8 protein-coding genes and 1 tRNA gene are annotated in these 11,745 nt (G+C 71.7%); 8 read left to right on the top strand and 1 reads right to left on the bottom strand.

What is annotated here, in order from left to right; genetic code table 11:
• Positions 1–271 precede the first annotated feature (271 nt).
• From dnaA to A2CP1_RS00045, 8 genes are all read left to right on the top strand, one after another.
• The gene (gene dnaA, locus A2CP1_RS00010) at positions 272–1,624 is read left to right on the top strand and encodes a chromosomal replication initiator protein DnaA (protein ID WP_245529926.1); all 1,353 of its coding nucleotides are present in this window, start codon (positions 272–274) and stop codon (positions 1,622–1,624) included.
• A 417-nt stretch (positions 1,625–2,041) separates the two neighbouring features.
• Positions 2,042–3,169: a DNA polymerase III subunit beta gene (dnaN, locus tag A2CP1_RS00015; RefSeq protein WP_012631459.1), complete on the top strand. Its 1,128-nt coding sequence runs from the start codon at positions 2,042–2,044 to the stop codon at positions 3,167–3,169.
• A 183-nt stretch (positions 3,170–3,352) separates the two neighbouring features.
• Positions 3,353–4,471, top strand: coding sequence for a DNA replication/repair protein RecF (gene recF / locus A2CP1_RS00020; RefSeq protein WP_012631460.1), 1,119 nt, complete (start codon positions 3,353–3,355; stop codon positions 4,469–4,471).
• A gap of 115 nt (positions 4,472–4,586) precedes the next feature.
• Positions 4,587–7,046 carry a DNA topoisomerase (ATP-hydrolyzing) subunit B gene (gyrB, locus tag A2CP1_RS00025; RefSeq protein WP_081444570.1) on the top strand — a complete coding sequence of 820 codons (2,460 nt, stop codon included), beginning with the start codon at positions 4,587–4,589 and terminating at the stop codon, positions 7,044–7,046.
• Positions 7,047–7,059: 13 nt separating this feature from the next.
• Entirely contained in the window at positions 7,060–8,055 is a 996-nt protein-coding gene (locus A2CP1_RS00030; RefSeq protein ID WP_012631462.1) for a 3-oxoacyl-ACP synthase III family protein, read from the top strand.
• A 91-nt stretch (positions 8,056–8,146) separates the two neighbouring features.
• Positions 8,147–8,220: transfer RNA gene (locus A2CP1_RS00035), tRNA-Gln, on the top strand.
• A gap of 44 nt (positions 8,221–8,264) precedes the next feature.
• Complete coding sequence (locus A2CP1_RS00040; RefSeq protein WP_012631463.1) at positions 8,265–8,786, top strand: archaemetzincin; 522 nt, start codon at positions 8,265–8,267, stop codon at positions 8,784–8,786.
• Complete coding sequence (locus A2CP1_RS00045; RefSeq protein ID WP_012631464.1) at positions 8,783–9,586, top strand: hypothetical protein; 804 nt, start codon at positions 8,783–8,785, stop codon at positions 9,584–9,586. The genes A2CP1_RS00040 and A2CP1_RS00045 overlap by 4 nt, the downstream gene beginning before the upstream one ends.
• Here A2CP1_RS00045 and A2CP1_RS00050 read toward each other — a convergent pair.
• Entirely contained in the window at positions 9,583–11,718 is a 2,136-nt protein-coding gene (locus A2CP1_RS00050; protein ID WP_012631465.1) for a (Fe-S)-binding protein, read from the bottom strand. The genes A2CP1_RS00045 and A2CP1_RS00050 overlap by 4 nt on opposite strands.
• Between the last annotated feature and the right edge of the window lie 27 nt (positions 11,719–11,745).

Consider the following 11,745-nt stretch of genomic DNA (forward strand, 5'->3'; position numbering starts at 1 on the left):
CCGGCCACTTCGGGCCTTCGCGCGGTGACCGCGCAGGATCGCCTCCGCACCCGCGCCGGAAACCTGCGTGCTTTCGCCGACGATCAACTCGGCCTTGATCCGCGCGGCGAACCTTCGCTAACTTCCGCGCCCGCACCACGAGCCCGCCCGACTCCTCGCAGACCGAGCGAAGAGTGGAGCCGCAGACTCCCAGGAGCCTGCGGACGGGGGGCATTTTCGCGTTTTTTCGGTCCTGGGGGACGTGGGGATGGAAGCACCTGCGAGCGCACTCGTGGAAACGCCGCTCGACGATCTCTGGTCCCGCATCGACGGGTTCCTCCGCGCCCGCTGCCGCGAGGACCTGTACGAGCGCTGGTTCGAGCCGCTCCGCCCCGTCTCGCTCGACGAGGGCCGGCTCCAGATCGGCGCGCCGGACAAGTTCCACCGCGACTTCGTCGAGGACAACTACCGCGGCTGGTTCGAGGAGTTCATCCCCGAGCTGACCGGCGAGCGCCTGCGGATCGCGTTCGCGGTGGACGATGCGCCGCGACCGATCGGCGCGGCAGCCGCCCCGGCGCCGGCCGCCGTCGCGGCGGCGCGCGCGCCCGAGCCGCACCTCGACCCCCGCGACTCCCGCCCGAACCCGCGCTACGCCTTCGACACGTTCGTGGTGGGCGCGTCCAACCACTTCGCGTTCGCCGCCGCCCAGGCCGTCGCCGCCAACCCCGGCCGCACCTGGAACCCGCTCTTCCTGCACGGAGACTCCGGCCTCGGGAAGACCCACCTGCTGCACGCGGTGGCCCACGCGATCCTCGAGAAGAGCGGCGGGCGCGTCGCGATCGTCTCCTCCGAGCGCTACACCAACGACTTCGTCGCCGCGCTCTCGAAGGGCACGATGGACGAGTTCCGCCGCAAGTACCGCGAGTGCTCCGCGCTGCTGGTGGACGACGTCCAGTTCCTCGCCGGCAAGGACAAGACGGCGGAGGAGTTCTTCCACACGTTCAACGAGCTCCACGACCACCACGTCCAGATCGTGCTCTCCAGCGATCGCTCGCCGAAGGAGCTGAAGGGCCTCGACGAGCGGCTCTGCTCCCGCTTCGAGTGGGGCATGCGGGTGCAGATCGAGGTCCCGGAGTTCGAGACCCGCGCCGCCATCCTCCAGAAGAAGGCGGACGTGGAGAAGATCGATCTGCCCGACGACGTCACCCAGCTCCTCGCGCAGCACATCCGCTCGAACGTCCGCGAGCTGGAGGGCGCGCTCATGCGCCTCGCCGCGTTCGCCTCGCTGAAGAGCGAGCCGATCACGGTGCCGCTCGCGCGCGACGTCCTCGCCGACGTCATCCCGCCGCCCGGCTACCGCCCGCCCATCGAGAAGATCCAGGAGGCCGTGGCCGGCCACTACGGGCTCACCGTGGCGAAGCTCACCAGCGCCTCGCGCGAGCAGAAGATCGCGTTCCCGCGCCAGGTGGCGATGTACCTCTGCCGCGAGCTGGCGAAGGAGAAGTTCCAGTCCATCGCCGAGAAGTTCAACAAGAAGGACCACACCACCGTCATCGCCGCGGTGGACCGCGTGAAGGGGCTGCTCGAGTCGGACGACGCCGTCCGCACCGCCGTGGCCCAGCTCTCCGCCAAGCTCGCGCCGTGATCCACCCGCGCCCTCGCGCCACGCCCCGCCGCCTCGCGGCCGGGGACGGCCGCGGTGCGCCCGCGCTCCCCTCCGCCAGCACCCGGCCCGCGCGGGCGACCTGCGCCCGCCGTCGCGTGCGCCGCGGGCCCTCGCTCACCCGGAGTCCCGCCCGCCGCAGCCGCCTCGCGGCGCGCGGGGCCCGGCGCACCCGGAACGGCCTGTGGGAAGTCCGTGGATCCTGCGTCGATCCGGCTGGGGATGGGCTGTGGGCGAGCGTTGACACCTTCTCGCGCGGCGCGCTACACAACCCACACCCAGCGGGATCCACGGGTTTTTCCGGGGAAGAAACTCGAGCAGGATCGGGGCGCTCGGTCGCTTTTCCACATCGATCCTCCCCCTGCTTCGACGACGGATCTCAAAGAAGAGGATCATCCCATGGAACTGAAGATCGGCGCCCAGGAGCTCGCGAAGGCGCTCGGCCGCTCGCAGGGCATCGTCGAGAAGAAGAGCACGATGCCGATCCTCTCCCACGTCCTGCTCGAGGCGAAGAAGGGCGACCAGCTCGTCGTCTCCGCCACCGACCTCGACCTCGCCGTCTCCTCCGAGCACGCCTGCGAGGTGCTGAAGGAGGGCGCGGTGGCCGTCTCGGCCCGCCACCTCTACGAGATCGTCCGCGCCCTGCCCGAGCAGACCGTCACGCTCAAGAAGGCGCACAACAACTACCTCGAGGTGAAGAGCGGCCCGTCCGAGTTCCGGATCGTCGGCCTGCCCGCCGAGGACTTCCCGGCGCTGCCCCGCTTCGACAAGGTTCCGTTCGCCCCGGTGGACCCGGCGCTCCTGCTCGAGATGATCGAGCGGACCTTCTTCGCCGTCTCGAACGACGAGACCCGCTACAACCTGAACGGCGTGTACTTCGAGCCCGCAGGCGACGCGCTCCGCCTGGTCGCGACCGACGGCCACCGGCTCTCGCTCTCCGAGCGCGCGGTGGGCGCCACCTTCGGCCTGAAGCGCGGCGTGATCCTGCCGAAGAAGGGGCTCGCCGAGCTGAAGAAGCTGCTCGCCGAGGCGGCCGAGTCCGGCGAGGAGCAGCCGGAGGCGAAGCTCGGCTTCGTCGAGAACAGCGCCATCTTCCGCCGGCCGAACGTGGTGCTGGTGATGCGGCTCATCGAGGGGCTGTTCCCGGACTACAAGCAGGTCATCCCGAAGGCCGGCGAGAAGGTCTTCAAGGTGGGCCGCGGCCGCTTCCTCGAGACGCTGCGGCGCATCTCGCTCCTCTCCTCCGACAAGGCGCACGCGGTGAAGCTGGACCTCTCGAAGGACCTGCTCCGCGTCCTCTCGCAGAACCCGGACCTGGGCGAGGCGAAGGAGGAGGTGCCGGTGGAGTACGCGGGCGAGCCGCTCAAGATCGGCTTCAACGCGCGCTACATCATGGAGGTCCTCCAGGCGGTGAAGTCGAACGAGGTGGTGTTCGAGCTCGCCGACGACCTCTCCCCCGGCGTCCTGAAGGGCGGCGAGGAGGCGGACCAGGGCTTCACCGCGGTCGTGATGCCCATGCGCATCTGACGGTCCGTGTCCCGCCTGAGGGCACGTGAACCGATCCCCTCCCGTCGCCGCGGCGGCCGATCCGCGTCGCATCGTGTCGTTGCTCCTCCCTCACATGCCTCGGGGCATGCTCGGTCGTCGCGCCTCGCGCTGCTCGCGTCTCGACCGCCTGGCTCGGTCCGGGGATGGATTCACGCGCCCTAAGTGAAGCTCCTCTCCCTCCACGTCCAGGACTTCCGGAACCTCGCCGCGGTCGAGCTCGCGCCGTCGCCGCGGGCCACCGTGCTCCTGGGCGAGAACGGCCAGGGGAAGACCAACCTCCTCGAGGCCATCTACTTCCTCACCACGCTGAAGCCGCTCCGCGCGGTGCGGCTCGCGGAGCTGGTCCGGTTCGGCGCCGAGCAGGGCGCGGTGGCCGGCGACTTCGAGGGGCCGGGCGGCGTGCGCCGGGTGGCGGTGCAGGTGGCCGCCGGCGGCCGGACCGCGACGCTCGACGGCAAGGCGCTCGGCTCCGGGGCCCGCCTCGATGACTACTTCGAGGGGCTCGCGTCCGTCTGCTTCTCGCCGGACGACCTGCTGCTCGTGAAGGCCGGGCCGGACGGGCGCCGTCGCTTCCTGGATCGCGCCGCCTTCAACCGCTGGCCGGCGGTGCTCGGGGAGGCGCGCGAGTACGTGCGGGCGCTCCGGGCCCGGAACGCGGCGCTCCGCGCCGGGCCGGCGGAAGTGGAGGCGAGCTTCCGCGAGCCGCTGGTGCGCGCCGGTGCGCGCATCCTCGTCCGGCGGCGCGACCTCGTGGCGGAGCTCGCCCCGCGGCTCCAGGCCGCCTTCGCCGAGATCTCCGGGCCGGCCGCCCCCGAGGCGCACCTCGCCTACCGCGCCGCGGGCGGGGTGGACGTCGAGCACCCGGAGGCGGAGGTGGCCGCGCGGCTCGCCCACGCGCTCGAGGCGCGCCTGGAGCGCGATCGCGAGAAGGGCTTCACCTCGGCCGGGCCGCACATGGACGACCTCGTGCTCGCGCTCGGCGGCAAGGGCGCGCGGCTCTACGGGAGCCAGGGCCAGCAGCGCGCGCTCGTGCTCGCGCTCAAGATCGCCGAGATCGAGAACCTGCGCGCGGCGCTGGGGCGGCCGCCGCTGCTGCTGCTCGACGACGTGTCCTCGGAGCTGGATCCGGCCAAGAACCGCTTCCTGCTCGGCTACCTGGCGGCCCTGCCGGCGCAGGCGTTCCTCACCTCGACCGATCGCCGGCTCATCGAGCCCGCCGCCGGCCCCGACACCGCCTTCTTCGAGGTGCGATCGGGGGTGGTTTCCCCGCTGGTTTCATGAAGAAGCTCGCGGGGTTGCGGTCCGGATAAGACGTTGCCTCCGGCGTCCGCGCCTGCTATACCCCAGGGTCGCCTCAACACCTGAGAACCTTTCAGAGAAACGAGCGAGGACCCCCCTGGAAACCGCCGAGCAGAGCCCCCGTCCCGCGGCTCCCGCGGATGACGACTACGGGACCGACACCATCAAGGTGCTCGAGGGCCTCGAGGCCGTGCGCAAGCGGCCGCACATGTACATCGGCGACGTGGGCGCCCGCGGCCTGCACCACCTCGTCTACGAGGTCGTCGACAACTCGGTCGACGAGGCCATGGCCGGCCGCGCCAACGAGATCAACGTCGCCATCCACGCCGACAACTCCATCACCGTGCTCGACAACGGCTCGGGCATCCCCATCGGCCCGCACCCGACGGTGAAGGGGATGGACACGCTCGACGTGGTGCTGACGAAGCTCCACGCCGGCGGCAAGTTCGAGTCGAACGCGTACAAGGTCTCCGGCGGCCTGCACGGCGTGGGCGTGACCTGCGTGAACGCGCTCTCGGAGTGGCTGAAGGCCGAGGTGTACCGCGACGGCAAGGTCTGGGCGCAGCGCTACGAGCGCGGCACGCCCGCCGGCAAGGTCACCGCCATCGGCGAGACCCAGCGGCGCGGGACCCGCATCACGTTCAAGCCCGACGCGACCATCTTCGAGGTGACCGAGTACAGCTTCGAGACGCTGTCCGGCCGCCTGCGCGAGCTCGCCTTCCTGAACGCCGGCCTCAAGATCACCATCGAGGACGAGCGGCACGGCAAGAAGCACGAGTTCCTGTTCAAGGACGGCATCCGCGAGTTCGTCGCGTTCCTGAACAAGAGCCGCGAGGTGCTGTTCCAGCCGCCCATCGCGCTGCGCCAGGAGGTCGAGACCGAGCGCGGCGCGGCGCTGGTCGAGATCGCCCTGCAGTGGAACGACGGCTACGACGAGAAGGTCTTCGCGTTCGCCAACAACATCCACAACCACGAGGGCGGCACGCACCTCATCGGCTTCAAGGCGGCGCTGACGCGCACCATCAACGCCTACGGCCAGAAGAACAACCTGTTCAAGGACCTGAAGGACGAGCTGCCGAGCGGCGACGACATGCGCGAGGGGCTCGCCGCGGTGATCTCGGTCCGCCTCCCCGGCGCGAGCTTCGAGGGACAGACCAAGACCAAGCTCTCCAACACCGAGGCGAAGAGCATGGTCGAGACCATGCTCAACGAGCGGCTCTCCGCGTTCCTCGAGGAGAACCCGAACGTCGCGAAGCGGATCTGCGGCAAGGTCGCCGAGGCGGCCCGCGCCCGGATCGCGGCGCGCAAGGCGCGCGAGACGGTCCGCCGCAAGGGCGCGCTCGACAGCGCCTCGCTCCCGGGCAAGCTCGCCGACTGCCAGTCGCGGGATCCGAAGGAGTCGGAGCTGTACCTGGTGGAGGGCGACTCCGCCGGCGGCTCGGCGAAGCAGGGGCGCGACCGGCGCACCCAGGCCATCCTGCCGCTCCGCGGCAAGATCCTGAACGTCGAGAAGGCCCGCTTCGACAAGATGCTCGGGTCGGCGGAGATCGCGACCATCATCACCGCGCTCGGGACCGGCATCGGCCCCGAGGAGTTCGACGTCGAGAAGATCCGCTACCACAAGATCGTGATCATGACGGACGCGGACGTGGACGGGTCGCACATCCGGACGCTGCTCCTCACGTTCTTCTTCCGGCAGATGCCGAGCGTGATCGAGCGCGGGCTCGTCTACATCGCGCAGCCGCCGCTGTTCCGGGTCGCGAAGGGCAAGAAGGAGAGCTACCTCAAGGACGAGGCGGCGCTCGACGAGTACCTGCTCGCGCTCGGGACCGACCGGACCCGGCTCGTGGCCGGCGACACGGTCATCGAGGGTCGCGACCTCGCGCGGCTCGCCCGCGACGCCATCGCCTACCGGGCGTTGCTCGCGCGGGTGGACCGCCGGCGCGACAGCCGCATCGTGGACGCCGCCATCCAGCTCGGCGATCTCGACCTCGACCTGCTGAAGCACCACGAGCAGGTGAAGGAGCAGGTGCAGAAGATCTTCGACAAGGCGCAGAAGCTCCACCCCGAGCTCCAGGTCCGCATCGCCAAGATCGAGCGCGACGAGGAGCACGGCTGCGACGCGCTCGTCTACCAGACCAGCATGGCCGGCGCGCCGCGCGACACCCGCCTCGACCACGACTACCTGTCGGGCGCGGAGTGGGGCGAGCTGGCGGCGCTGCACGCCGCCATCGCCGAGCTCGGGCCCGGGCCGTTCCGCCTCGAGACGCCGGAGGGCGCCGAGGAGGTGCTCGACGTGTTCGAGGCGGTCGAGGCGGTGAAGAAGGCCGCCGGCCAGGGCCAGACCATCCAGCGCTACAAGGGGCTCGGCGAGATGAACCCCGAGCAGCTCTGGGAGACCACCATGGACCCGGCCCGGCGGACCATGCTGCAGGTGCGCGTGGACGACACGGTCGAGGCCGACGAGGTGTTCTCGATCCTGATGGGCGACGCGGTGGAGCCGCGCCGCGAGTTCATCGAGAAGCACGCGCTCGACGTGCAGAACCTGGACATCTGAGGAGGAGCCGCCCATGCCCCGCGCCGCCATCGTCGCCCTCGGCACGCACGTCCCCGACCGCGTGGTCACGAACGAAGAGCTCACGAAGCACATGGAGACCACCGACGCCTGGATCCAGGAGCGCACCGGGATCCAGGAGCGCCGCTGGGTGCGCGAGGGCACCGGCAACTCCGACCTCGCGCTCGAGGCGACGAAGAAGGCGCTCGACAAGGCCGGCTGGAAGCCCACCGACATCGAGGCGATCGTCTACGCCTCGCTCTCGCCCGATCACATGTTCCCGGGCGACGGCTGCTTCCTGAACGCGAAGCTCGGCATCCCCGGCGTGCCGGCCATCGACATCCGCAACCAGTGCACCGGCTTCCTGTACGGCCTCTCGGTGGCGGACGCCTGGATCCGCACCGGGATGTACAAGCGCGTCCTGCTGGTCGGCTCGGAGGTCCACTCCACCGGCCTCGACGTCACCACCCGCGGCCGCGACGTGGCGGTCATCTTCGGCGACGGGGCCGGCGCGGCGCTGCTCGAGGCGACCGACGACCCGAACCGCGGCGTGCTCTCCTGCCACCTCCACGCGGACGGCCGCTTCGCGCGCGACCTGTTCACCGACGCGCCCGGGTCGATCTACCACCCGCGCGTGCAGCCGAGGATGCTCGACGACGCCAGCATCTTCCCGCACATGGAGGGGCAGAAGGTGTTCAAGCATGCGGTCGTCCGCATGCCGGAGGTGCTGAAGGAGGCCTTCGACAAGAACGGCGTCGGGCCGCAGGACCTGAAGGTCCTCGTCCCGCACCAGGCGAACCTCCGCATCGCGCAGATGGTCCAGCGCTCGCTCGGGCTGCGCGACGACCAGGTGTTCAACAACATCCAGCGCTACGGCAACACCACCGCGGCGTCGATCCCGCTCGCGCTCGCCGAGGCGGTCGAGGCGCGCGGCGTCGCGCGCGGTGACCTGGTGGGACTGTGCGCGTTCGGGGCCGGCTTTACTTGGGCGAGCGCCCTGGTACGCTGGTGACGGCTTGATCGCGGTCAGCGGGTGAGGGCCACTCAACAGCGCGTCGGGAGCGCAACGTCCGGAGCAGCGCGCGCGTGTCCGTGAAGCATCCTGAGGCGTCGTCTAATGGCAGGACCGCGGACTTTGGATCCGCTCATGAAGGTTCGAATCCTTCCGCCTCAGCCAGCTCTCCCTCCCGGGCGGCGAACGCGCACGACGAGGTGAGGCCCGTGGCGGCACCTTCGCACGTCCTGTTGATCGGCCTCGGCAACGTGGGCCCGAAGACGCTCGCCGAGGCGGCGCAGGCGCTCCGCGACGTGTACGCGCTCGCCAGCAAGGCGGGCCCGTCGCTGGACCGGCCCCAGTACGCGTTCAACAAGGACCGCGGCCAGTACCACGCGCCCGCCATCGTCCGCCGGCTGGCCGCGCTCCGCGCCGGCGCGGGCGGCGCCCCGGTGCTGGGCGTGGTGGACGTGGACCTGTTCCTCCCCGACGCGGCCTACGTGCTCGGCGACGCGGACCGCGACGCGGGCGCGGCGGTGTACTCGGTGTCGCGCCTCGGCGCGGCCGACCCCGCGCTGGCCCGGCGGCGGATCCAGGTGGAGGCGGTGCACGGCGTCGGGCACCTGCTCGGCCTCTCGCACTGCCTCGACTTCCGCTGCGCCATGTTCCTCTCGCGCGACGCGGCCGACAGCGACCGCAAGGGGCCGGGCCTCTGCGCGAGCTGCCGCGCCTCGCTCGCCCGTCCGTGAAGAGCCTCTGCCAGCGCGATGGCATGAGCTGCGGCGCGTGCTGCGGCCTGTACAACGCCGAGGACCTGTCCCGCCCCGCGCTCCACGCCGAGCTCGGCCGGCGCACCCGCGCCCTGCGCGAGGTGGAGCGCACCCCGGCCGCGTTCCGCGCCGCGGCGGCCGCGCTCGCCGGCGGCGGGCCCTCCCCGATGTTCCCCTCGGTGCGCGTGTGCCCGCTGCTCGGCTTCCTCGACGAGGCCGAGACGCGCGTCGGGTGCCTGGCGCACCCGGCCGCGAACGGCGGCGTGGACCTGCGCGACTGCGGCGTCTACGACGTCGCCACCTGCGACGCGTTCCTCTGCCCGAGCCACGCCTGGCTCTCGGAGGAGGAGGCGGCCATCGCCGCGGCGGCGTGCGACGACTACCACCTCTACGGCCTCGTCATCACCGACGTGGAGTTCGTCCGCGCGGCGCTCGCCGGCGTGGCGGTCCGCGCCGGCGCGCGGGTCGAGCGGCGCCACCTCGAGCACGGGCCGTTCCGCGCGGCGCTGCGCGAGCTGTTCGCGCTGAAGGAGGAGCTCGCGCCCGGCTCCGACGGCCTGTTCGGCGCGTTCCGGCCGGGCGCCGACGGCGAGCCGGTGGCGCGCCGCATCGACTACGAGGCGCTCGGCCGCGCGGGCGGATCGCCGTACGACCGGATCCTCACCTGCGTGGGCGCGGACCCGCGCTCGGGCAACGACCTCGAGGCGCTCGAGGCCGAGGTGCGGCGGCGCCTCGATGCCTGCGCGGCGGTGTTCGGGGGGACACGTCCCGCCGGCTAGGCCTCGCCCTGCGGCGCGGCCGGGGTGTGCTCGGGCGCCGCCGCGGGCGCGGACTCGGCGCGCTTCGGCAGCCCGAGCGCCACGATCTCGGCGACGTCCAGCACCCGCAGCGTCTCCTCGCGGCCGGTCTCGTTCACGCCGTCCTTCATCATGGTGAGGCAGAACGGGCAGCCGGTGGCGATGACGCCGCCCGCCTTGCCGAGCGTGGCGGCGGCCTCGTCCACCCGGTTCTGGTTCACCCGGGCGCCGAGCTTCTCCTCCAGCCAGAAGCGGCCGCCGCCGGCGCCGCAGCAGAAGCCCTGGCGGCGGTTCCGCGGCATCTCCGCCACCTGCACGCCGGCCGCGGCGAGCGCCTCGCGCGGCGCCTCGGTGACGCCGTTCCAGCGCGCCAGGTAGCAGGGGTCGTGGAACGTCACCTGGCCGAGCCCCTCCGCCACACCGGGCGCGAGCCGCCCGTCCTTCACCAGCCGCGCGATGAGCTCGGCGTGGTGCACCACCTCGTAGCGGCCGCCGAACTGCGGCAGCTCGTTCGCGATGGAGTTGAGGCAGTGCGGGCACTGCACCAGGATCTTCTTCACCCCATGGCCGTTCAGCGTCTCGGTGAGCGCGGTGGCCTGCATCTGGAACAGGTACTCGTTGCCGAGCCGCCGGGCGGCGTCGCCGGTGCAGGTCTCCTCCTCGCCGAGGATCGCGAACGACACCTTCGCCTCGCGCAGGATCCGCACGATGGCGCGCGAGACCTTCTTCTGCCGGTCGTCGAACGCGCCGGCGCAGCCCACGAAGAACAGCCACTCGTAGTCGCCGCCGTCGGCGGCGCGCGGCACCGCGAGGTCCTCGCACCACTCGGTGCGCTTGTTCGAGCCGATGCCCCACGGGTTGCCCTGCGTCTCGATCCCCTTGAACACGCGCTGCGCCTCGTCGGGGAAGACCGAGTCCACCTGCACCGCCTGCCGCCGCATGTCCACCAGGCGCGGCACGTTCTCGATGAGCACCGGGCAGGCGGTCTCGCACCAGCCGCAGGTGGTGCAGGCCCAGAACGTCTCCGGCGGGATCACCTCGGAGATGGGCGGGAGGGCGCCGGCCGCCGCCTCGCGGACGGCGGGGTCCTTCGCGCGCGCCAGCGCGGTGAGCGCCGGCGCCACCTCGGCGAGGTGGTGGCGGATGGAGCGGTTCACCTCCTTGTGGCTGAGCGGCTTGCCGGTGACGTAGGTCGGGCAGTGGGTCTGGCAGCGCCCGCACTCGGTGCAGCTGTAGACGTCCCACGCCTCCTTCCACGACAGGTCCTTCACCGTGGCGGCGCCGTAGCTCGCGTCCTCCGCCTCGAGGTCGAGCTTGCGGAGCGCGCCCGCCGGCGGGAGCCGCGCGAAGAACACGTTCGGCAGGCCGGTGATGATGTGGAAGTGCTTGCCGTAGGGGAGCACGTTGCCGAACACGAGGATGAGCGCGAGGTGGAGCCAGAACGACGCCTCGCCCACCGCGCTCACCGTCCCGGCCGACGCGCCGGACGCGTGGTAGAGCGCGGCGCCGAGCGAGCCGGCCGGCGCGAGCCAGTCGAAGCGCGGCGCGGGGAGCTCGAAGCCGGCGCCGGCGAGCAGGTCGCCGAGGCCGAGCGGGTCCTCGCGCAGCAGGTGCAGCGCGCCGTCGAACAGGACGTCGGTGATCATGAGGCCGGCGATGAAGAACAGGATCACCACGCCCTCGGTCGAGCGCGTGACCCGGTCCGGCCGCGTGACGAGGCGCCGCCACAGGAAGCCCAGCACCGCGAACAGCGCGAGCAGCACCATCACGTCCTTCACCAGCCCGTAGGCGCGGCCCAGCCCGGAGTCCGGCGCGAGCAGCGGCAGGTGGAAGCCCGCCGAGAAGCCCATGCCGAACATCGTGACGGTGCGGATCGCGAGGACCAGGAACGCGGCGAAGATGACGACGTGGAGCAGGCCCGGGCGGCGCTCCTCCGGATCGACGAGGCGCCGCTGGCCGAGGCCGAAGCGGAGGAGCGCCCGGATGCGCTCCCCCGGGCGGTCGGTGCGCACGTCGCGCCGCAGCGCGAAGAGCGGCATGACGCGGCGGGTCATCGTGAAGGTGAAGACCGCGGCCGCGACGAGGAGCATCGCGCTGGTGAGGGCTGGATTCATGACGCAGGACGCTATCCGCGTCCCGCG

Source organism: Anaeromyxobacter dehalogenans 2CP-1 (genome assembly GCF_000022145.1).
GTDB classification, from domain to species: Bacteria; Myxococcota; Myxococcia; order Myxococcales; family Anaeromyxobacteraceae; genus Anaeromyxobacter; species Anaeromyxobacter dehalogenans.

What these genes read in the sequence shown, in the direction of transcription:
- dnaN (WP_012631459.1), top strand. Translation starts at nt 2,042, where the DNA reads ATGGAACTGAAGATCGGCGCCCAGGAGCTCGCGAAGGCGCTCGGCCGC.
- A2CP1_RS00030 (WP_012631462.1), top strand. Translation starts at nt 7,060, where the DNA reads ATGCCCCGCGCCGCCATCGTCGCCCTCGGCACGCACGTCCCCGACCGC.
- A2CP1_RS00050 (WP_012631465.1), bottom strand. Translation starts at nt 11,718, where the DNA reads ATGAATCCAGCCCTCACCAGCGCGATGCTCCTCGTCGCGGCCGCGGTC.